We start from the raw sequence: 24,472 nt of genomic DNA on the forward strand, positions 1-24,472 counted from the left end.
TGGTTTTGTCCGTTTTGCCCCAAGTATCGATCCATGGGACCAAAACCCCAGACGTTTTGGTCCCCCTTAGCTTGTTTTCGCCCTAGTTTTCTCGGCAAAACCAATCGGGGGGTGCGACAAAACCCCCCACATCACTTTGTGGGTGCTCAAGCCCTCACAATCGGAAAAACCCCTTGATTTGTAGTGGTTTTTCTTTGTTGACCCCATAACCCCGGTAGACGTTCGCTCGCGAATACACCTCGACCTACACCTCAGTGTAGGCGTTCGGGCAGTTCCGCTGCTCGGGCGACCACCCTCAAATGTGAAAGGTATTCGCGAAGATGTCGACTGTCACTACCTCGAAAAAGAAGAAGCCCGCCAAGCCGTATCCCGACTTTCCGCTGTTTGCTCATGCCACTGGGTACTGGGCGAAGAAGATACGTGGTCGCACTCACTACTTCGGCAAGTGGGGCGACTGGGAAGGCGCTCTCCGCACTTACAAAGAGGAACGCGACGATCTCTACGCGGGGCGCGATCCTCGTGCTCGCAAGGGGGAGCTTTTGTTAGCCGACCTGTGCAACACGTACTTGAATGACAAACAACGGGAGGTGGACGCTGATCAGCTCAGTCGGGCTCATTTCAAGGACCTTCACGAGACGTGTGCACGGTTAATAGCGGAATTTGGGCGTGACCGCGCGGTCACAAGTCTTGCTGCGACCGAGTTTTCAGCACTACGGGCAAAGCTACAAAAGAGCTGGGCGCCGACGACCCTTATGGGGGAGGCAGGGCGTGTCCAGGCCGTTTTCAATTATGCTTACAAGACGGAGCTTCTAGCGCATCCGCTTAGAGCGGCAAAGTCCTTTTCTCGCCCGAGTAGCAAGAGCCTCCGGCTGCATCGCCAAAGCATGGCGAAGAAGTTCTTTACGGCCGAGGAAGTGAACCGAATGCTGCAGGCGGCCCAAGGTTCACTGAAAGCGTTTATTTACCTCGGTATCAACTGTGGCTTTGGAAACTACGACTGCGGCTGCGTTACGAAGGAAGCTTTCGATCTAGAAAATGGTTGGCTCGAATTCCCTCGGTCCAAGACCGCAGTTGAACGACGTTGCTGGCTTTGGCCCGAGACGGTCGAGGCGGTTCGCAATGCCATGGCGATCCGCCCGAAGCCCAGGAGGAAAGAACATAGCCATCTGGCGTTTCTGACCCCTCGTGGTACCCCCTGGAACACCGGAACCAACAGTAACCCGGTCGGCCGTGTTTTTCGTGAGCTACAGAAGCTCGAATGCGTGAAGACTTATAGGCCTGGCGTTGGCTTCTACGCTTTGCGCCACACGTTTGCAACGATCGCTGAGGGCTCTCGCGACCAGATCGCGACCGAAGCGATCATGGGCCACGTTGACGGATCAATGGCTGCGAACTACCGGGAGTTCATCGACGACAGTCGACTCCGAGCGGTCGCTGAACACGTCCGCAACTGGCGGTTAGCGGCACAGTCATCCGATGCTGACAAGGAAGCTGCCTAGTAATCGCTCCTACGGCGTAGGTCTAAATTTATGGAAGCACGATTCTCAACCGGCGATGTCGCCTCCAAACTGAGCGTGTCCAGGGCGACGGTCTTCCGCTTCATCAGGAGCGGAAGACTGTCGGCCGAGAATGTGGCTGCGCCGGGCAAACGCCCACGGTACGTAATCCATCAGTCCGGGCTCGACGAGTTCTTGGCGTCTTGCCCATCGAGTCGCCCGGCTACTCCGCGAATCCGTCGCTACAAGAGGACGGATTCGAGTAGGAAGTACTTCTAGGGCTTCCTACGCTCGACTGTGGCTTCATTCTGACACTCTCGGTAATACTTCGAGGCTATCTGACGGTCGCTCTAGAGGCAGTGTGCCGCGCTGTCGAAATGAGACTTGGCTGATCCCTCGCGTCAACTGGGGGCTCGTCGTTTTTGGCCCCTCTTTGCCATTTAAGTGGCTTGCCTAATCGCTACAAACGCGACAGTCACTGCAATCCTACCCCTCCGGGGAAGTATTTCACCTAGCGGGCCAGATATCCCCTTCCGAAGCACAGGGGGTAGCAATCACTCTGTGATTGTACACATGATCAGTATGCACGCGTTTCCAGGCGGTCCCGTTTCCGCACGCCTGGATAAGTTTCCGCCCCAATATTGCTTCTAGCCTGAGGGTCTGGATGCGAAGGGTGCACAACACTTAGACGAAAGCATTCAACAAGCATGAAAGAATCCAATCCTATCACCCCTGACTACCGCCAAGACCTTATCGACCACGTCCTAGCCAAGTGCCCGTTGGTCGGGCCTGACGGCACTCTGGTCGATCCCTGCATTGGTTCCTCCTCACGCGAGCAATTAGCTCATCAGAACTGAGGAATCGTTTCGTTCCCTTCCCTTTGGCTGCGCAGGCGGTTTCTCCGTGCAGCCACTTACCCCCAATTCTCTGAAAGGAGAAATCCATGACCACAACGCTCCAACCCAATCGAACACCCCAACTCGGATACACGGCCCTTCCGCTGGAACTACACAACCAACAGCAGTGGGTGCTGTGGAACGACGACGCTGGCTGGCCTCAAGCCTACATGGCGAAGGGCAAACGCGCCGACTGCTATCATCCCGAAGACTTGGCGACCCTTGACTCCGTTGCTCTCCATCTGATGGAGATGCCAAACCACGGCATCGCTTTTTGGCTGAGCCGGAAAGATCCGTATGCCGTGATTTACGTCAAAGACTGTCGCGATGCAAAGTCAGGGGAGATCGCCGACTGGGCGCGTCCGATTCTCGATGAGTTTTCAACGTACGCCGAGATCAACGAGTCGGGTACGGGCATCAAGCTGTGGACGAAGGCGATGCTTCCAGGACTGCATCCGGGGCTACGTTTCAAGGTCGGGGAGGGGGCGGTAGCAATCGTTGGCGGGTGGTGTTGCGTCACAGTGACTGGCTGCCCCGTCGATTTAAAGACAGGGAAACTGGTCACAGTTCCCCAGTATTGTGAGGTAGCACCGTCAAATGAAGCGGTCCTAAAGTGGTGGAACCATTTCACAGCCTCGGAAGATGAGTTTCTGGGCGAGTTCATCGGTTCGTCTCCCATTGAATTGTGGGGCGATCCCTCACACATGGAGTTTGACGCGTCCTTCGTTTGATCATTCGTTCGGTCGAGGGCGGCGAGCAACTTCACAAGTGCTCGTCGCCATCGATCTCACACAAGTTTTGAATTCTGCCCTTTATCCTCAAATTCCTAGAGAGAACTTATGACAACTTTTCCCATTTCCCCCGAGTACCGCCAATCCCTCATCGCAGCAGCCACCGACTATATGGCCCGAGGCCTCTTGGTCACCATTGCCGACGGCAAAAACCCTGGTGCCGTGATGGGCCACGATTGGCACAATCAACCTCGATCTATCGAGCAAGTCACGCAGTGGATCAACACGTCACCGCACCCAACGATTGGATTTCAGGCCGGTCCTCCGCTGAATGGCGACACAAAGTCCGTCGGCGTGATCATGGTAGATATTGATACCGAGGAAGAACTTGTAGCCGCCAAGGAGCTATTCGACGGCACCTTCCCAGAGTGCTGGTGGGGCGAGACGGGTCGAGGTCACCGCCTTGTGTTTCGATACGACGAGGCTTCCGTCGTACCGGGGCGGGGAAAGATGATGTACAAGGCGAAGAGTGGAGCCGAAGTGATGATCCAGTTCGGCGCGGGTGGTAAAGCGGCTTTCGCGGTCGTTCCTCCAAGTAATCACTTCATGTCTGATGGCAAGGGTAGCTGGACTGCAACTGGCAGAAAATACAAATGGCGATTCGGTTGTAGTCCCGGCGATCTTGAACTGCCAACCTTCCCGGTGGGCGCTGCTAAGAAGCTCCAAACGCAAGCCCAGGCCGACGCGGAACGCAAGAAGTCGATGGAGGCTCGCCTCGAAGGCGTCGAGCGTAAGGAAGGTGATCCCGAGAGCGGAGTTCACCACGCGGCTCTGCAGTACATGCTGGAGAAAACGAAGAACATGATGGACGCACAGGATGGCTCCAAACGCCTCATGGTCTGTGCCTGCCGAGGGGCTGAGTATTACCTCAGCGACGCGTGCTTCATCGCCACCATTGGAGCCTATGAAGAAGAGGCGGGGACGTTTGCCAAGCAATACGAACATGGGGAGTTGATCGATAGACTGCGTCAGGCTGAACGTCGACCCGATGTGGTAGTTGGCGGAAGGCTAGTGGAGTTGGCGTTTGGCGATTTCGCTCCCTACGCGAAACTGGGCATCACGGATACTGCCAACGCACAACGCCTGCACCTGCTATCGGAAGGCAACTTCAAATATGTCCCTGAGTCGGATTGCTGGTACGCATGGTCGAAGAGCGAAGGGCGTTGGTGCATCGACAGGGAGGACCTCGCGATCGCGGCCTGCGCGAGCAAAGGGCTGGATAAGCTAGTGCTCCATGAACTAAAGGAGCGCACCATCTCCGGCGAGATCGACGGATTCGACGGCTGGGATAAATTTGAGAAAGCTTACCGCAGTTTCGCCCGACAATCTGCCAACCTCTCCCGCATCAAGGCCGCCGTGGCTCTGGCTCGTGGCGAGGCATCGATGCAACTGCAAATCGATGATCTTGACGCCGATCCCTATCTCGTGGGTACACCTAAGGGTATTGTCGACCTACGTAGTGGAAAGCTGACCGAGGCACGGCGATCGGCCTTCATTACCAAGTCCACCACGGCTCCCGTCGGCGACGCCGGATCAGCCAGCCGTTGGCTGAGTTTCATTGATGAGACGTTCGGTGGCGACCAGGAGATGATTGCTTTCATGCAGCGACTGCTCGGCCAGTCGCTGATCGGCGAGCAACGTGAGCATGTAATGCCCGTCTTCTTCGGCCGTGGTGCCAATGGCAAGTCAGTGCTGATTGATACGGTATCCACTGTGCTGGGCGATTACGCGTCCCCAATGCCTGATGGCCTGCTGACTGCCACTCGTTCGGACCGCCATCCCACTGAGATTGCGGACCTGCTGGGAGTACGGCTCTGCTTCAGCGAGGAGACGAGCCAAACAGCCGAATTGGACGAGCCGAAGGTAAAGCGACTCACTGGTGGCAGCAAGCTCAAGGGCCGTTACATGAGGAAAGACTTCTTCGAGTTCATGCCGTCGCATACGCCGTTCTTGATCACCAACCACAGGCCAAAGATAGTTGGCACCGATGAGGGCATCTGGCGGCGGGTGCTGGTTGCAAACTTCGACCACACGGTGCCCAAGGAGCAGAGAGACCCTGACCTCAAGGGCAAGCTGCTCAAAGAGGCCGATGGCATCCTCGCCTGGATGATCGAGGGCTGCCAGACTTACCTGCGTGAAGGCTTGAATCCTCCGAAGAAAGTGAAACTCTCGACGGAGATTTACCGCCGGGATTCTGACCCCTTCCTGCAATTCCTCGACGAGTGCATCCGGGAAGAGGGGGGCGAGTTCCTCTTATTCTCAGAGATCGAGAAGCGGTATGGTGAGTGGTCGCTTGCCGAAGGTCGCTACGTGACCAATCTAGCCAGTCAGTTGAAGACAAAGTTCAAATATCGATACGGTAGCAACGGTACAGCCAGGGGCTACAAGGGTCTACGGCTCGTTGAGGAGGGCGAATTATCCCTCGTGGTGTGAGCGGCCGTTGACGCCAGAGACAGGAGCTTGACGACTATTCTCGCCATGGTGTCAGTCATTTGACACTGCAAATACCGATAGATTTTCATTTACTGACAGGACTTACTTCTATTTCCTAACTAGGAACGGAAGAAAAAAGTGGAGTACTAATAATATGTATGTGACTAGGGTCTGGCGTTTAGGCGTCAGAAGGGTCAGTGGTGTCAAAGTCCTTTGCCGCTGCAGGGGGCCGGACTGGCAATGTGTGCCGCCCAGCCTCTCTCATGACGATGACTTTCCCCCCCTATAGGTATACGGAAAGAAAGATGATTTCCGCAAATCAAGAGATTAATCTAAAATTCGCGCCCCACCGAATTGGGCCCTGTATGTACGATGGCTACTCTATCATGAACAATAAACTCCTAATCGGATTCGTCGGTTTGGATGAGTACAACTCCAGACTGTATCGATGCCCGCGCTGTAGCGCCTCTCAGCAGAAGATATTTACCTCAGACGAGTTCGTTAGCTACCTCTTCCATGTCTGCGATGAATGTGGGTGGAACCTGGGTGAGGCTCTGCGTCACCCGGACTAGTCTCGTTTTGGTGGGTTGAGAATTCCTTGATCCACAAAAAAATCAGGCGACCCTCCCGCGGGATTTAAAGATCGGCGCGGTGGTCGCCTGATTCAATTTTATCACCTCTCTTCTGAGCCTCTGCTCCTTGACGTCGCCTCGCCCCCTGGCGATTCGTTGCGACAATCCGCACCGCGCCACTCGCACACCCTCCCAGCGCGCTACAAGAAAAACCTGATCTTGCCAACTCTGGCCAACGCGTAGCATTCCCGCGGAACTCGGCGGAACGTCTGCCGAGCATTCGTCACCCCCGGGAGAACCTTGCTATGCCCATAGAGGCCACTCTGGCTTGTATCGCGCTCTTCGCGCTACTCGCCTGGCTCGAAGCCAGAGAGCATTGAACGCTGGCACGTTAGGTGTGCGCTCCGCTGTGGGGCGCGACCATCAAGCTTTAACTTTAGGAGAATCCGATGTTAGTAATCCCCAAGCTTTTGAGTTCACTTGCACCTCTATGCGATACGGAGTCGAGCCGATACGCCCTGGGCGGAGTTCGGCTTGAACGTGATGGCGAAACCGCCCACGCCATCGTGACTGATGGGCGCAAGCTCGTAGCCGTGGAATGGACCGACAGCGACACGCCCGAAACCGAACGCGTGGAACTATACGCCACTATGATTCCTGCGGCCGCCTGCAAAGCGATTGACAAAGCCGCGGGCCCCGTGAGCAAGCGAAACCCGAAGCTAGGCCGCGTGGCGATCGATGAGCCGTCGACCAATGGCACGATCACCGCCACGGCCTACGGAAAGGCTGGGCAGTCGGCCTTGACGGTGGACACGTTGGAAGGCCGTTTTCCGATGTGGCGAGACGTGATCCCGCCGAGAGACTTCGCGTCGTCGATTTCAGCACCAGCGCAGAAGCTTCGCGGTAATGCGAAGATCACTGCCACGCGCGGCGATTACGTGGCGATCACGTTGGACCCGATCTACTTGGCTGAAGTCTGCACGGCCCTAGCGAAGATCGCCACGACGGACACTTCGCGCGGCGTGGAAGTTTTCGTCCCTGTGGATGGCGAATCGGCCGTCGTTATCAAAGCTGTGGCCGATGACCGCCCCAAAGCAACGGGGGTCATCATGCCACTGGCGCGCGACAAGTAGTCGAGAATGCTAGACGCCCCTGGCCCGCGCGGCAACGCGGGCCGGGGCTAACTCACCGAAACCCTGACAGGAAACGAGAGCTATGGTCGATCATAACCTAGAAGCGACGAATCAGCGAATCTGCCGCCGGCTAGTTGAGAGGGAGGTTTATTCTTGCGTTTCAATGCTAATCTCCCACCTAGCAAGCCATCCCGATACGCTCGCCGGCTCCGACTACGACTGGGAGTCCGATGTCTCACCGCTGTGCTCCAGCGACGATTTTGAGTCGTCCTGGGACTCATGCGGCGCGCTAGTCGCCTGGGATAGCCAGGGCGACGCGTACGCCATTCCCAGCGACTTTGTCGATCGCGTGCAAGGCGTCTATTCGGAGTTTGGCAGCTTGCCCCCCACGGCCCAAGCAGAGTTCGATAGTGTGGCCGAGTATCGTGACAACTTGCTCGCCGAAGTAGGCGCGCCAGTCGATCTGGACGCGGAGCAGTGTACGCCCATCGAAAGCCAGGAGGACTTTCGGGCGTTGTGTGAAGCCATCGACGTCGAGCCGTACCAGCGAGAAGCCTACGAGCATTGGATAGTCAGCGACTGGCTTGCTGAGAAGCTCGCCGAGCGCGGCGAAATGACTGGCGAGCTATTCGGATTGACTCTATGGGGGAGGGGCTGTACCGGCCAGGCAATTTTTCTAGACCGCGTCATTTGCGAGATTGCCAGCGATATGGGCATTCTCGCCGGGCAGCCCAATGCGTGGGAGGGGTAAACAAATGAGACTCTCTGAACACATCGGCCCGCGCGGAACGGTAAACGGCTACACTCTCTGCCTCTCTGCAGCCGAGACGGCGCGTTGGGGCGACGCGTGGCCTTGCTCGACTCTTGCCGGCTCTCGCTTGACCGTGGCGGTCGATCGGAACGGCCTGTTTGATTTGTTGGTAAACGGCCGCTCAGCAAACGTTGACGGCCACGAACTCGACGCCATTGTGGCAGACCACCTCACCGGGCCATATCGACACCTCTGGCCGTGCTGGGAAGCTCCAAAGTAGCTTAGCCTCTGAATACCCTCTGAAAACCCGACGCCGCCTCTGAGCCCGCTAGCACGCCCGCTAGCGGGCTCTTCTCTTGCGCGGCACAGTGTACGCCTGAACCGGTTGCCTGCGATTCTGGGGCGATCTGGGGGGCCTGGTGGGCCTGTGGCCTTTTGGACCGCTGAGCCTGCAAATCAGGGCGGATTCTCGCCTGTGGCCGCTGGCAGTCCTGATTCCCAGGTGTCCAGTTCGACCTGGCGACAGTTTTTCCTGCCGCTTCAGTGAGTCAATGAGATGGCGCTCAATTCCGCTACAGTGAACACATGAGTACTGTACATTGGACCACACTTACAGCCTGTCGATTCTTGGGTCCTTTGCACCGAGTTTTAAGCGAATCCCCCGCCGGAAGAACCCAAGGAAGAGAATTTCCTGTCAGTCGGTCCGAGGCCAAAACGGTTACGTCTTCTGTATTGTCTTAACGCTCACGCAAGCGCCGCCAGGGCGACAGATGCAAGCGAACTAGCGTTCGGTGTGTCGGTCGTGTGTCGGACGCAGGTTAGCGGTTCGGTCGATCCCATGCTTTGATTGCGCACTGTGGGGTGCGTGGTGGGCTCCCAGCCACCCAGTGAGAATAGAACCTGCACCGGCCCAACGATGATCGGCTGGATCGGCTCTAGCTTCGTCCGATACTTTTGCACGATGCTCCGGCGGATGTGCTCTCGTTGGCACGTAATCAGGCGGTACTATGGATTGATGGGTCTCAGCGAGCACATAGAATGACTTCGCTAGTGCCCGCCATAGTTACGATGAAAGTACTGAACCCACAATCCTCATCATCCTGTCGCAACATGTGCTGAAGTTGTGGTGGCGAGTCTTACGGCCATTTGGACTCACCTACGATTCAGGAAACATCTCACGAAAGCATCTGTCGCTTGCCAATCTGATGCCGTTTCCGGACTCTCCAAAAACTGCCGTAAATCTGGTATGCTTCGTCAATACAAGCTCCTCCCGTATGCTGATCGATCAGTGCGGGGAAGAGGCAGGCATCACTACTTGCGGCGAAGGAATGTCAGCAGACCCTGTAGTCTACTGTTTAGAGCACCTCACGGACTATTCTCAGTTCGAGCGCCTGTGCTCCGACGTAATGAATCAATCCGGCTATCGGGACATCGAGCCTCTAGGAGGCACCAACGACCGTGGCCGTGACGCTCTTCACATCTCTCGCGTGAACTCGGATGACGTAACTATCTTTGCATACTCCGTGCGTGGGGATTGGAAGAACAAGCTTCTGAACGAAGACTGCAAGAGAATTCAGGATGAGAAACACGAATTGCAGACTTTGGTATTCGTCACTACCGCAAGCGTTACCTCCACTCAACGAGATAGCGTCAAAGAAGAAGTTATGAAGCGTTTCGGGTGGAATCTTGAACTCTTCGATATCGAACGCCTTCGCATTCGCTTGGTGAACGATCTCCGTTACCTAGTCGCACAGCATCCTGCGATTTTTTGCGAGCCCTTCTTCCCAAAGCGAGGCGGGCTATCGGTTGCAGAGTCACTCGATACGATTGTAGTCGACCATGCTCCACCTGATCATGCGCTGGCGACGTGGCTCGCAAGGCGGCTACAGCTCCTCGGCTACAGAACATGGTGTTACGGAACGGCACCTCTGGCTGGAGAAACGGCCGATGAAACAGTGCGCACTCTCATCGAACGGCGTGCGCTCAGGTACCTACCGATCCTTTCTGGCAACTCGATTGCAAACGCCGATCTGTTAGCGAGGTGTTCAGCAGCATTAGTGCACGGCGACAGAACGGTGCCATGCCGCGCTGACAACTATGACGACTCGACTCTTCCGACGAAGTTGAGCCAGTTGTCGCCGGCGAGATTCTCGGATGGATGGGCGACCGGCTTGAACTCCTTAGTTGCCACCCTTGATGCGCTGAAACCATTGATGACTATTGCTCAGGGCACCGCAGTTGCACTTCGCTCCTACGTTCCTGAGCCAGTTACGAAGGCGAGTCCAGATCCGATCTATGCCAACGTATTCCGAGTAACTTGTCCTACGCAGATCCAGGCCTGCGATCTAAGCAGGGAACTGACCAAGGAAGAGGAGATGGAGCTGCGGAAATCATGGTCCTTCGTGGTCGCTCACTCGACACTTCTCCTATCTTTCGAGAAACCACCCGCGTCCGTCCCTAGGGCTGACGATGAGCGGCCTCCGAGGTATTCATGGATGCGTTGTCGCGAAAAGTTCGGAAAACGGTCCGTGAATGTCGTCAAGGAGTTGGTTCGACGCTCAATGGAAGTTGCGTGCTGGCGAGCGGGCCTTCAGTGGTGCGACAGTCGCCATGTGTTTTATTTTCAAAAGGGCGACAAACCACTCCGGAACGTGAGCTTCACGCATGTTGATGGCAGGAAGACGCGTGTCGCTGTTACCGGTTTTCAGTCCTACGGCAGTGGAGATCACGCTAAACCTTTTCACTACCAGCTGAGCCCCGGTTTTCGAGTCGGCTTTGATGGAAATGGAGCATGTTGGCTAACGCTGAGAGTTTACGTGCGCGTGACTGACGAGGAAGGAGCCCCATACGAAGGAAAGGCAATCGGTCGCCGGCGGAAGAAAGTAGCGAAATCTTGGTGGAATAAGGAGTGGTTTGCTCGTACCATCGGCGTGATGCAAGCCTTGAGCGCGGAGAAGAGCACAATAGTAGTTGGAAGCGGCAAAAGTCGATTAACCGTATCTTGCACTCCACTACGATGGGAATGCCCAGTCGCAATTGACTACCATGCGGTTGAGCGCGTCGGTGACTTCCAAGATGAGATGGCTCAACTCCGGTATATCGAGGATGAAGACGAGGATGAAACGGAGAATGACGCCGATGAGTGAGAGCTTCCACCTTCTCGAAGAGCCATTGCTCGAATTCGGGGAAACGCAAACTGCGGACGATCCGCACGATGGCCTAGCACTTTTCGGCCCCGCGGAATCAAGTTCTGGATTGCCAGACCACGTCGCGATTGGCACCCCGGAAGGATTGGACCTTTGGAATCTGTGGGTCGAAGAGCTGAATTCGGCGGCAGCATGTGACGATGCGGCGCGACATCGACCATGGCCTCCCTTTCCGGGATATGAAGTGGCATTCGGCAGCAGATGGCCATCGCCCGCGAAGTCTTACGCTCTCGATGCAAGTGCACTCGAAGTCGCGGCAATGAAGGCTGATAGGCACGAGCGTGTCTTCGCCGTGTCAAACCTGTTTCTGGAGCCTATTCAATCTCAAATTGGGCGGCTAGATTCCCGACCGGCACTTGCCGTGTGCATTGCGCCTGATCACGTCTACAAAAACTGCCGTCCGAAGTCCTATGTTTCTGCACCCAGTGATGAGCCAAAGAGCCAGTCCGAAAGAAGGTCGATTGGAATCGCCCTTGATGATCGCCGTAGCGGGCAATCCAGCTTTGATTTCGTAGAGCGTCCGCAGAATTTAGAGCAGTACGGCATGTCTCCAGATTTTCGCCGACAGATAAAGGCGCGAGTCATGGAATTCAACTTACCTGTGCAAATCGTGCGTGAGTCGACACTCGCAGTGACTAAACAAGTCCGCAACGGTGAGAAGGGTGTAAATCCGCTTTCTGACCGACTTTGGAACATTGGTACTGCACTCTTCTACAAGTGCGGGCGCAAGCCCTGGAAGACACCTTGGGCTCGCGAGGGGGTCTGCTACGTGGGGTTAGCATATCGCCAAGATGAGCGAGACAAGAGGACTGCTTGCTGTGCAGCGCAGATGTTCCTGGACAGCGGCGACGGAATTGTGTTCGTTGGCGAGTTCGGTCCTTGGTATTCGGAACTGGATAAGGAGTTTCATCTGACTCAAAAGGCTGCCGAAGGTTTGTTGCGCGGTACCATCGAAACGTACATGAACCAAGATGGTCGGAAGCTAACAGAGATCTTTCTTCATGCTCGTTCTGGTTTGAACGACGAAGAATTCGCTGGATTCTCGAAAGCATGCCCTCAAGGAGTGAAGTTGGTCGGCATCCGAGTTCGGAAGGACCGATTGGGTCCGCGCCTATTTCGCCACGACGATCACCCGGAGGCTGCTCGTCGTGGAAAATACCCTGTGCTGCGCGGTACCTTGTGGCAGCAAACGAAGCGGCATGGCTTGCTGTTTACGAGCGGCTTCAAACCGCGCATTGCTTCGTACGACGGTTGGGAGATCCCCGTCCCCCTGTCTATCACGATTCAACATGGCGAAGCCGACTTGATTCAGGTTGCGACGGACATTCTTGGGCTGACCAAGCTCAACTACAATGCTTGCAGGCTGGGCGAGAGCCAGCCGATTACCGTCAAGTATTCCGACCGAATCGGCGAAATCCTTCTCGCGAATCCTGAAGTTCCGAGAACGCATTGGAAGCACAACTTCAAGTTCTATATCTGATTGATAAGCTGTAGACGTAAGCGACTAAGTGTCGAAGGCAAACCTCTACCCAGAAAGTCAAACTCAACACCACGCTCGACCAGTAAACCCGACCCACGCTGGGCAGTGAAGTCGTGCAAGTCAGTCTGCACGGTGCGCAATCGATCATTTCAGGAGCGTCCAGTTGGCGTTTTGCGAAGCACTTTCAGTGCTACAATGCACTCCTGCTTCTGATCGCTGAGTAGTGTGCTAACGAGGTCGAAAGATGTTGTGTCCACCGGTCCCTAAGGTTTGCGTTGTGCTGCCGTTGCTGATGGTGTTGATGCTTAGCGCGTGTGGATGCAATGGCGGAAGCGAACCTGACGCACAACCCGCCGTGCAGCAATTCCTCCGTGCGCAAGAATTGCTGAGCAGCGGAGATCAGGCCGGCGCTCTGGACGCTTTTTCTGCTTCCATCGAGGCCGATCCCACCGCATGGGCCTACCTGGGGCGAAGCAAACTCTACCTCGAGCAAGGGCAAGACGCAGCGGCTATCGCCGACTGCGAGGCAGGCTTGGCGCTGGAACCGGCGAATGCGGATCTGCAGTGGCTTCTCGGTGAAGCAAAGAAGCCGTCAGGAGAACGATTCAAGGGGAAGTTCAAGAATCCTCCCAGTGATTTGAAGTAGATACGAAAAGCCAATCTCTTCGACTACATCGCTACTCTCAATGCGAGGACTGAACCCTCTTTCGGTAATTGGAGGGCGTTTCTCCGGTCGTCCGCCGGAAAACGCGTGAGAGCACTTCCGCGTGAAAAAATCCGCATTCGCTAGCAACCTGCCGGAGTGTTACGTTGGTCTCCGCAAGAAGCTTTTTGGCATGCTCGATCCGCACCCGGCGTATCTCCTCGCCGGGCGAGCGACCAAGCGACTCTTTGAAACGCTTTTCCAGCACCCGGCGCGAGGTTGGCACGTTGGCCAGCACATGCTTTACGGTAATGGGGCGATGCATCTCGGCCGCGATGTACACCAAAGCACGCCGCACCAGCGGATCGTCGACGGCCAAGGTGTCGGTCGAAACTTCCACCAGGATGCGAGCCGGAGGCAATAGGAGTGGCTCGGACGGGGGCTGTTCACCTGACATGATGTTGTCCAGCAGATGAGCTGCATTGAAGCCCACTCTGTGCGGACTCAAGTCGATACTCGACAGGCGGGGCCGCGAAATCTGCGAAGCTAACTGATCGTACTCGCCACCCATGATGGCGACTTCGTCGGGAACGGAAATGCTCGCCTGCCGGCACGCTTCGACCACCTGGCGTCCGCGGACGTCGCTAAAGGCCAGCAAGGCGACAGGCTTGGGTAAACGCTCGACCCACTCCATCAGAGAGTATTGCTCTTCCTTGCTGGGAGCACCGTCTTCAAGACCTAGCTGAGAGGAATACACATGGCAGCTGTGCCCCGCTTGCTCAATCCGCTCGGCGTAGGCGGCGCCGAACAAATCGCAGTACTGGGGACGACGCCGCGGGCCACAGTAGGCAAATCTCTTGAACCCACGGTCGAGAAAATGCTGGGCGACCATCTCCGCCGAGATGCGTTCGTTGGTAGTGCATCTCGGAATCGCCCCGCCTTCGTAGTCGTACCAGGAAACATTCACCGCTGGCACGTTCTCTTCAACGAGCTGGCGAGCAAGTCGGGGGTGAGTGACCCGAGCGATCACTCCATCGCCATGCCAGCCCGCCGGCAACTCCAGGAGTTCGTATTTTCCGCGCGGCTCGAAGTAGATAATCCAGTTAGCATACTTGTGTGCGTAGTCGGCAATTCCCTGCACGATGTTGTTGCCCCACGAAGTAGAGCTTTCGATCAGCAGGGTAATGTGCCGCTGATAACCATCGTTCACCACGCGAGGATTCCTGCGAGCCTCCGCAGCAGGCTCGATTGGCTTCATCGGACCGTTAACCGCGTGCTCTAACATTCGACTCATCTTTCCGCCATGTAGTCCGCTATCGCGCTGTTTCACTCGGCCGCCATGCACGCATGTTATATAACGCTGCCCACTGAGATCCCAACGCTACCAAGATATTTTTTTGCGATACCAGCGGGCTACTACCTGCGGGGACCGCCGGTATCGGCGGGAACTTGACTGGCGCGGGTGGCCATATCGCGGTAGGTGATCTTGTCAATGTCTTCCTGGATAAAATCGACCGATCCATCGCATCGCACCGCCTGCATCCCGCCTGGATGCTCGCTGCCAAAGGCAAGTTGGAGCTTCTGGCAATCAGGGTGTGTGGGACTGCTGCAAGGGTCCTGGTCGCGCAGGGTGACCTGGTAGTTAATGGGGACTGCAGTGGAACCAATCGCTTCGGACAAGTCTTGCCCCGCGTAGTTGTCGATGTCGTCACCACCGAAGTACCAGTGATCTTTCTTGCTGCCGGACGGATTCTCCTGCCGCCCTCGACTCTCTTCCACGGCTTCCGCGTCATGCACGGCTTCGGCAACCAGCAACGTGTTGGAAGCACCGTCGGTGATCTGGCGAAAGCTCACTTCGCTCAACCCAAACAGCACTCCATCCAGCCCGGTCATGGGCAGGTCGCCGTACTGGGTGGAATTCTGGTTGATTACCAAACCCGTGGCCGAACCAAGGTAGGAACACGGAACGCGACGCATGACAAAGTAGGTGGAGGGCCAGGTGGTATGATCCCATTGATGTTCGGGCAATGCCCCGGAAGGACAGCGGAACGATGGAACCACAGTCTCGCAAGCGATGATGTTGGCTCGTCGCGGTTCGTTGGCGATATCCGCATGAGTGTACGGTTGGCTGTTACCCCACTGCCAGCTATCGGAGCTTACGTCGGTGATCGCTTGTGTCGTTCCCTGCTCGATAAACGGCATAATGTAGTACGACCACATCGGCCCGAACTCGTTGTACGTTCCCATAGGGAAATGCTCGAACGTGTCGTGGTGCATTTGCAGCGCCAGGCCTATCTGTTTGAGATTGTTCTGGCAACTGGAACGCCGTGCCGCTTCGCGTGCGGACTGCACCGCGGGCAGTAGCAGGGCAACGAGTATGCCTATGATGGCGATCACCACGAGCAGTTCTACCAACGTGAAAGCTCGTCTGGCCGAGGGCTGACGGCTTTGGCCGGGTACTTTGAGTGACTTCATTTTCTGTTTCTTCCGAGAGTGATTGGAACAATCCATGGCCACACATGTGCTGGGAGGCACTTTTCAGGTGATCATCGCCTGCTAGGGGCGACTTGTCGTTTCGCCACGACGACACCAGCGAAACACGACGCATACGCCGGATGCAGCAATCAGCCACATTGCTGTCGCTGGCTCGGGGACGGTGCTTCCTCCATTGAGCAGCGAGAAGTTCAGCCCTCCCGCACCAGCCTCGACTAGCCCCTGGTGCAGTATCACGGCGTCTTTGTAGTCGGTGATTCCGTCGTAGTTCAGATCGCCGTTCTGACGGCTGATCCAATCGCCGATCTGAAATCCGTCGACCGTCCGCACCTGCAACCACCCTTCGATAAAGGCAGTAACGTCGTCCGTCTCAGCGGGCCCCGACCCGTCTCCGAACACGACGCCGTTCAGATTGACATCGGCAATGTTGGTGACCCCCAATTCGTCCAGTTTCTCCACAATCCAGTCGTTGTCTTCCCCCAGGTTGAAGCTCCCGTAGTCCATTCCCAGTTGGCCCACGACACCTGGCGCGACGGTCGAGTTGTCTCCCCACAGGAACACCCGCAGATCGTCGAGTGTTCCGTTGTAGAAGTTTCCATCGCCGGCCAGATTGGCTCCGATGACAAGCGGTTGATCCTGCTGCGATTCGTAGGCGCCGGTATTCGTTGCGACAGCCACGCCATCGACCCACAGCGCGGCCCCCGAGGCGAACTTGCCACCCGTGGTGTCTACCAGACCGGCCGCCTGCATGAGGTGCGTCCAGCCATGTCCGGATGTATCCACCGCTTCTCCACTGTCGATCCGCAAGTCGTCGTAGCTCATGCCCCAGGTGTCGTTGGCGGTGATGTAGACTCCACCAGCTTCGTCGGTATCGGTAACGATGTCCTGCTCCTGCGATTGCCCCAGTCCGCTTGGGTTTGGCTTCGCCCACAGTTGAACCCCGTGCGAAAACAGCGTGTCGTAGTTCAGTGCGTAGTCCGCTTCAGGGAAGAACGAAATGTCGTCCCAGAAGTCGTTCGGACGGTTCAGGTTGAAGTTCGTTGACAAATAATCGGAACTGCCATTGAAGCTCGCTCCCAGCGAACCTGGGGTCGCACCAGGGCGGGAGGTAACATCCACGTAGGTGGGAGAGCCCTCGACATCGATGTCGATGTAAGTGAAATCGGGGTCGCCTGGGTCGCCACTGTCGAGCGTTCTTCCTTGCGCCACGTTGTTGGTCCCCTGCCCTACCGTGATGTTGGGCGAGGCGTCTTCGAATGCGTCGTCACCAAAAGTGTAGTTACGCTCATTGGCGACCTCTGCCAGAGCCGTGGTCGACAATGGCAGCACCATCGCTAAGGCTGCACTCGCCAACCTGCGGTGGCCCACTCGGCGGTTTCGCACCATTAGCACTGCCACACCAACGGTGGCCAAGATTACGAACGTGGCAGGTTCAGGCACCACCTGGGCGCTGGCCTGCAAGCTCGCGCTGTTGCTGGTGTTTCCGAAGCGGGCTTTCCAGTAGGTATAGTCGTTGGAGTCGACCGTCCCACTGCCATCGCCGTCGGCTGCCAGGCTCGGTCCGGTCGCTCCGAGCGTGTTTCGCCAAACGGTATAGTCGGCCAGGTTCACAATGCCATCGTTGTTATAGTCGCCTTCGACTGCCTCGGTAGTGAATTCGATTTCGCCCGCCACATAGTTGCCCTGGTATCGATACAGAAATTCCATGTTGTCCGTGGACTGACCCGGCATGAAGGCGTTGCCAAGATTCACCAGCAGGCCGTTGGCAAAGTCAGAGCTTCCCGTCAGGTAGGCCTCGACCAGGGCGTTTCCGCTTGGTGTGCCGAGTTCTTCCCAGCCATCGCCACTTCCGGAACCCGATGGCAACGCCGCCAGGTCTTGGTCCTCCAGACTGTTCCAACCGGATGGGTTTAGAGCTCCAGCCCCGCTGGTGATGCGGTAATAGTCGATGTCGTCAAGCGAAATACCCGTTTCGTTTCGCAGCGAGACGCTGCCGGTAGCCGTGTTGACCAACAGTTCCAGTGTCGTAGCGGTATCGGACTGAAAGGAAATATCGAGCGTGGGACGCTGCGCCTCGCCTGCGTATTCGCTACTGGCCATGAACAGACCATTGCCGGCAGCCAGCCCCAGCGATTGAAGCAGGAATCCATGATTCCCCGCTCCATTGGACCAACTCTGTACGATGGGAGTGACGTCGTAAGTCAGTGTCGTGCCTGCCGGGATGACTCCTCCGACGGCGAACGAGGTTGAATCGGCGACTGCTATCGTTGCGGCTTCTACTCCGTCGCGATCGATTCCCTGGGTTGCTCCTCCCACCCATTGTGTCGCGCCATAGGCGTCGGTCTCTTCCCAATCGACCAGCATCTGATGCACGGCGTTCGCCTCGCCATCCGCGTAGGTGATGTCGGACGGTATTGTCAGAGTGAGCATCGCGTTGTCGATGGAACTACCCAGCGGCACACCCAGGCCACCGAAGATGCCATCGAACTTCAGCAGCGACTGCTGGTTAGCCGACGCCCATTGAGCCGAGCGAATAAAGTTCCCCTCAGGAAAACCATCTGTCTCTCCGTTGGTCCGCTCGCTGAACCAAGTGTCTTGTGTTCCGGCGTAGCCGTTGAGACCTTCGCGGTAGGTCAGGGTCACGGCGCTCGATTGATCGGACGCAACAGCTACTGCTCCCAGGCAGGCGACGCCGAGGGCCCGTTTTCTTGCTTTTATCATGTAGGTAATCTCCAGATTGGCCTCTACTAGCGAGTAGGACTATGCTGTTTCGTTTCTGTGTGGATGTACTAGGGTGCCAAGCGGGGTATTCAAGCTCCGGCCTGGCCAACTCTCTTCCGATGCCAGGCTCCGGTGAGCAGCAGTACCGATGCACAGTAGGTAAGCACGGCTGATGGTTCGGGCACCGAGTGCACCATGGTGACGAATGCCCCTGGACCGAGAGCGTCATCGTAGGCAGCTTTGAACAGCTCGAAGTCGATCTCATCGTTGTCCAGGTCGCCGTCCATATCGCCAAACTGGTAGGCCTCGGCCCGGCTCATGTCGGATAGATCCGCCAGATGGTTGTCGCGAAAGATTGGCCAGTCGGCCGCTGTAATGTTGCCATCAAAGTTCAGATCGCCTGGATCGAATGCAGCGTCGCTATTGCCAGTGAAGTTGAGGTCGACGTTTAGCTCGGTGCCATCGACATGCACAATGACCATCGTCAGGTCTTCGTCGGGATTCTGAATCCACACTGGCCCGAGATTGATCGGATCGCCGTTGGGCAGAATGCCCCCGTCGCCTCCGTCGAACTCAAACTCGCTCAAGTCGGTGTGGCTGAGAGAGTGCGTGACGACCGACCAATTGTCGTTGTCGTCGACCATGCCATTGCCGCTCACGTCGTAGTTATCGGCAATGGTTAGCCACCCGGTTTGGTCGAGCGCACCTGAGCTGGAACGGATGACGTACCCGAGAACGTTTTCGACGTCGATCCCGGTTGTATTGGTGACAGTGATTTGCCGCGTGTTGCGATTCACCGTGGCGTCGATCACATTGCCGGGAAAATCGCCTTCAACGATCAATGTTGGGCGAGCCTCGAACCCATCCGCACCGGCGTACTCGCTGGACGCCATGTAGAGCCCATTGCCAGCACTCAGGCCCAGGGACTCGAGCACAAAACCGTAGTTGCTCGCTGGGTTGGCGGACCAGGCTTGGACCGCGGAGGTGACATTGAAGTCGATGGTTGTGCCGCGGGGAATCACGCCGCTAGTGGCGTAGCTTGTCGAATCGCCCAACGGCGTTGCCTCGGCCTCGACGCCATCGCGATCGACTCCCTGTGAAACACCACCCGACCACGCGGCTGCGTTATAAGCGTCGGTCTCCGCCCAGTCGACCAGCATTTGATGCACGGCATTGGCTTCGCCGTCGGCATAGGTGATGTCCGATGGGATGGTCAATCGCAAAGTGGCGCTCGTGATGCTTGAGCCTCCGGGAACTTGCCCCGAATTGCCGCCGAAGATGCCGTCGAATCGCAACAGCGACTGCTGGTTGGCGCCGTCGGTGAAGTCGGGTGCGGTGCCCCACTGCCCGGTGCGTATGAAGTTGTTCTCGGGAAAACCTTCGCTCTCTCCATTGCCACGATGGCTGAACCAGGTGTCCTGCGTGCCGACATAGCCGGCCAGGCCTTCTCGGAACACGAGAGAAGCGGCCTCACTGTTTCCGGCCCCGACAACTGCACCCACACAGGCGGCGCCAAGGTATCGCTTGTGATGTTTCTTCATCGACGTTCGCTCCTGCAAGCTATGGTGATCATGTCGTGTACGACCATTCATCCAAAAAGGGGTCGAGTTGCTCAAGATAGGGCGCCAAGTACTTCCCGTAATTCTTCCAGCGGCCAACCGACTCTCTATACACCCCACCCGCAACCGATGCGTAACTGGGAGAATGCACGTAGCGAGACCGAGCGGTCTGCTGCGTCTGGAGCATCTGCGATTCGTGTGGCAGATCGAGAAACGCTCCCACCGCACGCACCTCCGACTCCAAGTTCTGTATCACGTCTTCGTAACGCGTCTCGCGCCAGGGCAACTCCACGACTCGACGAAACCGCAGCCAAGCCTGCATCACGCTCGCGTAGCGCTTGATTGTCGACTGCAACTCGAGGAAGCACACGCTCACCCCGTTCAATGGCAGCGGTTGCATGAAACAGCTCAGGCAGACGTCGCGCGGATCGCGTATCGCCACAATCAGCTTTGCCCAAGAGAACACGCGTGCGATGGTTGGCACCAAGCGAATGGCCTCGGGGCTTTTGTCCAACAAGAGCCGGCCCTTGAGAGGAGAGCTCATCCATGCATCTGCTCCCTCGAAGTAATCTCGACGGTATTCGGTCAGTTGATCGGGCGTGAGCCGGTCGAGCGCTTCGATAATCGAAGCTTGCTCTCCGCTCTGCGCGACAATGGGATCGTGAACCAACTGTGAGAGCAACGGCAACTCTTCGGCCGTGGCGACGTCGGAGTGGCCATCGATGACTTGTTCCAGCAGCGTAGTTCCCGAGCGAGGATGTCCGACCAACACCGCCAACCGAGGGGACGATTCGGCTGTACGCGAGTGCTGCCAATCTCGACTGTACGCCGGAATCAGCCCCTCGGCCGATTGGCGGAGCTGGTAATCAAGTGCCTCGGCACGCTTGCGAAATCGTGTCGCGTCGGCTTGTAGGATGGCCTTCGCCGCAAGCAACTGCTCCATCGCTCCGTCGTACTCTCCCATCCGATCGAGCACCCGGGCGTGTTGGTAGCGTGCCTTCCAGGAAATCGGGTTGGGCAGATCGCGACGCGATACCAGGTCGCTCAGTCGACGGTCGGCTCGCTGCCAGTCGTTCTCGCGCTCGTCGAGCACTGCTTGCAGCAGTCGGGCGCGTGGATTCTGGGGCGAGATCTTTAGTACGCGATCAGTAAAGTCGCGGGCCTCGACCAATTGGTGCATTCGCTCGGCGAGTTCGCCCAGCGACAACAGCGCGGCTACCGACTTTGGATTGCAAGTGAGCACCCGCCGGTAGGCCTGACCGGCCTTCTCGTGCATGCGCATATGCCCATACAACTGTCCCGCTACACCGAGTATCTCTGGGCGCACGACCGTGCTCGAGATAGCTTGAGACAATAGCGCCAGTGCCTGCTGGCGGCGATGCATCAAGTGATACACTTGCGCGAGTTCCAGCATCACTTGAGCACTGGCCGGTTTGCGCGTCAGTACCTGCTCGAACAACTCGGCCGCGGCCGAGTATTGCCTGGCCGCGAGCGCCTTGCGGGCTCGTGTGAGGGCGGATTGGACAGGTTGTTCGATGGTAATCATGAATGGTAAAGACCAACTTAATCACTATGCAGGCACGTAGTAACACTTCATCCGTCTGCCGAGGGTCAGCCCCTGATGCGACCCTCGGCAGCTTGGCCACTCGGCTAGTATTGCCGCAATGCACGCACCGCAGCGACCATGAGTACGCTTCCCAGTCCCAACAGTAGCGCGGTGGTTGGTTCTGGAACCGTGTAGTTCACCGTCAGTAGTGGTCTGGCCGCCTGGCCTCCGGCGCCGGCGTACTCGCTGCTTGCGACGAACAACCCATTCCCGGCACTTTGCCCAAGCGACTGAAGCAACAAACCGAAGTTGCCCGCCCCATCGGACCAATCCTGCACGACGGAAGTCACATCGATTTCCATAGTAGTCCCGGCAGGAATCACTCCGCCGACTGCATAGGAAGTGGTGTCGGCCACGGCCACCGAAGCGGCTTCGTTGTCGTCCAGGTCGATTCCTTCGCTCGCTCCCCCCGCCCACTGCGTGGCGGCGAACGCATCGGTTTCCACCCAGTCGACGAGCATCTGATGCACCGCGTTGGCTTCTCCGTCCGCGTAGGTAATGTCCGACGGAACAACCAAGGTGAGGGTCGCACTGTCGATGGCCGATCCCAGAGGAATCGCGCCGCCGCCGAAGACACCGTCGAACTTGATCAGCCCTTGTTGATTTGCCGACGACCACAGCGCACTACGAACAAACGTGCCTTCCGGAAAACCATTCGACTCCCCATTGGTACGGTTACTGAACCATGTGTCTTGCGTCCCAGCGTAGCTATTGCTGTCGCCTTCCTGGAACGACATAGTGGCTGCGTCTGCGGTTACGTTCCCAGCTACAACTCCTGCACCTATCGCGGCGGCAACCAGTTTCTGGGCGCGGCGTCGACCATGAATCGCTTTCATTAGAATCACCCTCACATGAAGTACACTGTCAAAGAGAACTGCGGCAAAACGAAAGACCGCTTCACGACTCTCGCTACGATTACTTTCATCGAGTCAATCGAAGCTTTGAGCCTCATCAGGTGTCGAGACCAACCTTCGTTTGGACTCACTTCAAACATCTTCAACGATAATTAACAGGGCCAGCGCATTTGAACATTGAAGTCGCGCTCAATCGCGCCTCGTGTGTTCGGTGCATATCCTCAGCGCTCATGTCTTGCGAGACACGCATGGGTCAAACTCCGCGAGTGGTCGCCCGCACAAAAGTTACAAGTGCGGTTCTTTTTGTGTTGCCGTGCGGCTTTTCAAGTCTTGCAATGCGCTACCGCCTTTCTGCCGCTTGAGAGCGGGTGGACAGGTGTCGTTGCGCCAGGTACGCAGCGCCGCCAATGCCCCACAGAATGGCCCCCATCGGTTCAGGAACGGTTGTAGATATGCGCTCCAGCGAGTTGGGGCCATTGGCCTGCTCGTACAATGTCTTAAAAAGCTGGTAGTCGACTTCGTCGTTGTCGCCGTCTTCGTCCAGGTCGCCTCGAAGATAGGTTTGCCCGAGGTTCAACGCCGACATGTCCGAGAGGTGGTTCTCACTGAAGACGGACCAATCGCCTGCGTCGATCACCCCGTCTTCGTTCAGGTCGCCAAATGGCAAGGCGGTTTCGTGCCCTAGTCCGAACCGATCGAAGAAATCGAGCGTGATCACATACTCCGCATCGCCATCCGCCTGCGTGTCGCCGGGACCGGTGTAGTGATCCACCGGTTCGTTGTAGGGGCTATCGTCGCGCCCCAGGTAGTTAGATGGTTCAACCTGTTGGTGGTCGTCGAGCACCGGCGAGTAGGTGGAAACACGAATTTGGTGTCGGTTGACGTCAAACGTCAGAATGCGAGTCCAACCATCTCCGCCGTTAGGCCGGCGGGAGTAGTCGACTTGCATCTGGTAGACGTCGCTGCCAGCGTCGTTCTTCGACACCAGCAGCCTTTCTCCCTGAACGTGACCGTTAAGCGTGAGGAATATCTGATCGTTGGCTGATATGAACTCGTTGAAAATCGTCTCGGCGGAGTTCCGTGAAGGATCACTGCTATCGTAGGGAGATGTCTGCCGAAGGACCGTGGTTTTGTTGCCGTTGTTGAAAATCCCACGATTGTCATTAAGGTAAACGTGCGTTGTGACGACCGTTGGTAGCCCCTGGTTGCCCGGCATGTCGAGTACCGACTGCGCCCACTCCAGGGCCGCATCCGGCGCGTCGTATTCCAGGTTCACATGCAAGAAATGGCCGCCTCCGGCGTTGATTCGCTGCCAACTGCTCAGCCCCGTAGGCGACGCACCGCCGAACCAGGTATGGCCGGAGTAGCGGTCGGCGCCGAAGTAATCGAGATAGTTCGTTGCACCAACTTGTGGCGGAGGGTTGCCCGGGCTTCCGGTGGTCGACTCGTGATTACCAAACGCCACAGCGTTCGCAATGTCGGCCTGATCTAACACGGCAAGTGCATCGCTAGCCAGATTCCACTCGGCCAGCGTGTCGGGGTGTTCGACAAGGTCGCCGACGTGGGAGATGAACTTGATGTTGCGTAATTGCTTATTGTCGCGAATCCAATCGACCTGCGACTGAAAGTTCGCAGCGAACTGACCGTTGTTGGTCAAGTAACTCTGACTGTCACCAAGCACGATCATTTCAAACCGCTCGTCGGCCGCGTTGGCAGTTGTCGTCACTAGTCCCACGATCGACAACACGACCCATGGCGTCGCGCCGCGGATGCTGGCAAGCAAGCGTTGAATACACTTCTGACACTTAGGGTAATCGGAGGACATCTGGTTGCGAGGT

At 57.0% G+C, this 24,472-nt stretch carries 17 protein-coding genes; 10 read left to right on the forward strand and 7 right to left on the reverse strand.

All coding sequences use genetic code 11. The features are described from left to right. The first annotated feature begins 320 nt into the window (after positions 1 to 320). The 10 genes from ACQK2L_RS19030 to ACQK2L_RS19075 all read left to right on the forward strand — a co-directional run bounded on the left by ACQK2L_RS19030 (position 321) and on the right by ACQK2L_RS19075 (position 13,404). Positions 321 to 1,499 (forward strand): tyrosine-type recombinase/integrase, encoded by a 1,179-nt coding sequence (locus tag ACQK2L_RS19030; RefSeq protein WP_425398620.1) that lies wholly within the window; start codon positions 321 to 323, stop codon positions 1,497 to 1,499. A gap of 30 nt (positions 1,500 to 1,529) precedes the next feature. Then, complete coding sequence (locus ACQK2L_RS19035) at positions 1,530 to 1,775, forward strand: helix-turn-helix domain-containing protein (RefSeq protein ID WP_425398621.1); 246 nt, start codon at positions 1,530 to 1,532, stop codon at positions 1,773 to 1,775. A gap of 664 nt (positions 1,776 to 2,439) precedes the next feature. Further along, positions 2,440 to 3,123, forward strand: a complete 684-nt coding sequence (locus ACQK2L_RS19040) for a hypothetical protein (protein ID WP_425398622.1) — start codon at positions 2,440 to 2,442, stop codon at positions 3,121 to 3,123. 108 nt (positions 3,124 to 3,231) lie between these two features. Next, on the forward strand, positions 3,232 to 5,616 hold the full coding sequence (locus ACQK2L_RS19045; RefSeq protein WP_425398623.1) for a phage/plasmid primase, P4 family: 2,385 nt from the start codon (positions 3,232 to 3,234) through the stop codon (positions 5,614 to 5,616). Between the two features lie 1,021 nt (positions 5,617 to 6,637). Continuing rightward, entirely contained in the window at positions 6,638 to 7,321 is a 684-nt protein-coding gene (locus ACQK2L_RS19050) for a hypothetical protein (protein ID WP_425398624.1), read from the forward strand. Between the two features lie 163 nt (positions 7,322 to 7,484). After that, positions 7,485 to 8,072, forward strand: coding sequence for a hypothetical protein (locus ACQK2L_RS19055; protein WP_425398625.1), 588 nt, complete (start codon positions 7,485 to 7,487; stop codon positions 8,070 to 8,072). Between the two features lie 4 nt (positions 8,073 to 8,076). Then, the gene (locus ACQK2L_RS19060) at positions 8,077 to 8,352 is read left to right on the forward strand and encodes a hypothetical protein (protein WP_425398626.1); all 276 of its coding nucleotides are present in this window, start codon (positions 8,077 to 8,079) and stop codon (positions 8,350 to 8,352) included. 994 nt (positions 8,353 to 9,346) lie between these two features. After that, the gene (locus ACQK2L_RS19065; RefSeq protein WP_425398627.1) at positions 9,347 to 11,218 is read left to right on the forward strand and encodes a TIR domain-containing protein; all 1,872 of its coding nucleotides are present in this window, start codon (positions 9,347 to 9,349) and stop codon (positions 11,216 to 11,218) included. Next, positions 11,211 to 12,758 carry a hypothetical protein gene (locus tag ACQK2L_RS19070; protein ID WP_425398628.1) on the forward strand — a complete coding sequence of 516 codons (1,548 nt, stop codon included), beginning with the start codon at positions 11,211 to 11,213 and terminating at the stop codon, positions 12,756 to 12,758. Before ACQK2L_RS19065 ends, ACQK2L_RS19070 begins: the two co-directional genes overlap by 8 nt. 244 nt (positions 12,759 to 13,002) lie before the next feature. Next, positions 13,003 to 13,404 carry a hypothetical protein gene (locus tag ACQK2L_RS19075; protein WP_425398629.1) on the forward strand — a complete coding sequence of 134 codons (402 nt, stop codon included), beginning with the start codon at positions 13,003 to 13,005 and terminating at the stop codon, positions 13,402 to 13,404. 37 nt (positions 13,405 to 13,441) lie between these two features. Here the strand turns inward: ACQK2L_RS19075 and ACQK2L_RS19080 are convergent, their stop codons facing one another. From ACQK2L_RS19080 to ACQK2L_RS19110, 7 genes are all read right to left on the reverse strand, one after another. Continuing rightward, entirely contained in the window at positions 13,442 to 14,695 is a 1,254-nt protein-coding gene (locus tag ACQK2L_RS19080; RefSeq protein ID WP_425398630.1) for a substrate-binding domain-containing protein, read from the reverse strand. A 122-nt stretch (positions 14,696 to 14,817) separates the two neighbouring features. Continuing rightward, complete coding sequence (locus tag ACQK2L_RS19085) at positions 14,818 to 15,876, reverse strand: DUF1559 domain-containing protein (protein WP_425398631.1); 1,059 nt, start codon at positions 15,874 to 15,876, stop codon at positions 14,818 to 14,820. A gap of 81 nt (positions 15,877 to 15,957) precedes the next feature. Further along, a complete protein-coding gene (locus ACQK2L_RS19090; protein ID WP_425398632.1) occupies positions 15,958 to 18,615 on the reverse strand; it encodes a DNRLRE domain-containing protein in 2,658 nt (885 codons plus the stop codon). Between the two features lie 89 nt (positions 18,616 to 18,704). After that, positions 18,705 to 20,156, reverse strand: coding sequence for a DNRLRE domain-containing protein (locus tag ACQK2L_RS19095; RefSeq protein WP_425398633.1), 1,452 nt, complete (start codon positions 20,154 to 20,156; stop codon positions 18,705 to 18,707). 28 nt (positions 20,157 to 20,184) lie between these two features. Next, positions 20,185 to 21,720 (reverse strand): tetratricopeptide repeat-containing sulfotransferase family protein, encoded by a 1,536-nt coding sequence (locus ACQK2L_RS19100; RefSeq protein WP_425398634.1) that lies wholly within the window; start codon positions 21,718 to 21,720, stop codon positions 20,185 to 20,187. Between the two features lie 104 nt (positions 21,721 to 21,824). Further along, entirely contained in the window at positions 21,825 to 22,616 is a 792-nt protein-coding gene (locus ACQK2L_RS19105; RefSeq protein ID WP_425398635.1) for a DNRLRE domain-containing protein, read from the reverse strand. A 358-nt stretch (positions 22,617 to 22,974) separates the two neighbouring features. Continuing rightward, a complete protein-coding gene (locus ACQK2L_RS19110; RefSeq protein ID WP_425398636.1) occupies positions 22,975 to 24,459 on the reverse strand; it encodes a hypothetical protein in 1,485 nt (494 codons plus the stop codon). Positions 24,460 to 24,472: the final 13 nt, after the last annotated feature.

This window comes from Aeoliella sp. (assembly GCF_965227375.1).
Taxonomy (GTDB): domain Bacteria; phylum Planctomycetota; class Planctomycetia; order Pirellulales; family Lacipirellulaceae; genus Aeoliella.

Excerpts from the sequence above, each read along its gene's own strand:
- ACQK2L_RS19065 (WP_425398627.1), top strand. The coding sequence starts at position 9,347 with ATGCTGATCGATCAGTGCGGGGAAGAGGCAGGCATCACTACTTGCGGC.
- ACQK2L_RS19110 (WP_425398636.1), bottom strand. The coding sequence starts at position 24,459 with ATGTCCTCCGATTACCCTAAGTGTCAGAAGTGTATTCAACGCTTGCTT.
- ACQK2L_RS19040 (WP_425398622.1), top strand. The coding sequence starts at position 2,440 with ATGACCACAACGCTCCAACCCAATCGAACACCCCAACTCGGATACACG.
- ACQK2L_RS19100 (WP_425398634.1), bottom strand. The coding sequence starts at position 21,720 with ATGATTACCATCGAACAACCTGTCCAATCCGCCCTCACACGAGCCCGC.
- ACQK2L_RS19045 (WP_425398623.1), top strand. The coding sequence starts at position 3,232 with ATGACAACTTTTCCCATTTCCCCCGAGTACCGCCAATCCCTCATCGCA.
- ACQK2L_RS19085 (WP_425398631.1), bottom strand. The coding sequence starts at position 15,876 with ATGAAGTCACTCAAAGTACCCGGCCAAAGCCGTCAGCCCTCGGCCAGA.
- ACQK2L_RS19095 (WP_425398633.1), bottom strand. The coding sequence starts at position 20,156 with ATGAAGAAACATCACAAGCGATACCTTGGCGCCGCCTGTGTGGGTGCA.
- ACQK2L_RS19070 (WP_425398628.1), top strand. The coding sequence starts at position 11,211 with ATGAGTGAGAGCTTCCACCTTCTCGAAGAGCCATTGCTCGAATTCGGG.
- ACQK2L_RS19035 (WP_425398621.1), top strand. The coding sequence starts at position 1,530 with ATGGAAGCACGATTCTCAACCGGCGATGTCGCCTCCAAACTGAGCGTG.
- ACQK2L_RS19105 (WP_425398635.1), bottom strand. The coding sequence starts at position 22,616 with ATGAAAGCGATTCATGGTCGACGCCGCGCCCAGAAACTGGTTGCCGCC.
- ACQK2L_RS19030 (WP_425398620.1), top strand. The coding sequence starts at position 321 with ATGTCGACTGTCACTACCTCGAAAAAGAAGAAGCCCGCCAAGCCGTAT.
- ACQK2L_RS19075 (WP_425398629.1), top strand. The coding sequence starts at position 13,003 with ATGTTGTGTCCACCGGTCCCTAAGGTTTGCGTTGTGCTGCCGTTGCTG.
- ACQK2L_RS19055 (WP_425398625.1), top strand. The coding sequence starts at position 7,485 with ATGCTAATCTCCCACCTAGCAAGCCATCCCGATACGCTCGCCGGCTCC.
- ACQK2L_RS19050 (WP_425398624.1), top strand. The coding sequence starts at position 6,638 with ATGTTAGTAATCCCCAAGCTTTTGAGTTCACTTGCACCTCTATGCGAT.
- ACQK2L_RS19080 (WP_425398630.1), bottom strand. The coding sequence starts at position 14,695 with ATGAGTCGAATGTTAGAGCACGCGGTTAACGGTCCGATGAAGCCAATC.
- ACQK2L_RS19090 (WP_425398632.1), bottom strand. The coding sequence starts at position 18,615 with ATGATAAAAGCAAGAAAACGGGCCCTCGGCGTCGCCTGCCTGGGAGCA.
- ACQK2L_RS19060 (WP_425398626.1), top strand. The coding sequence starts at position 8,077 with ATGAGACTCTCTGAACACATCGGCCCGCGCGGAACGGTAAACGGCTAC.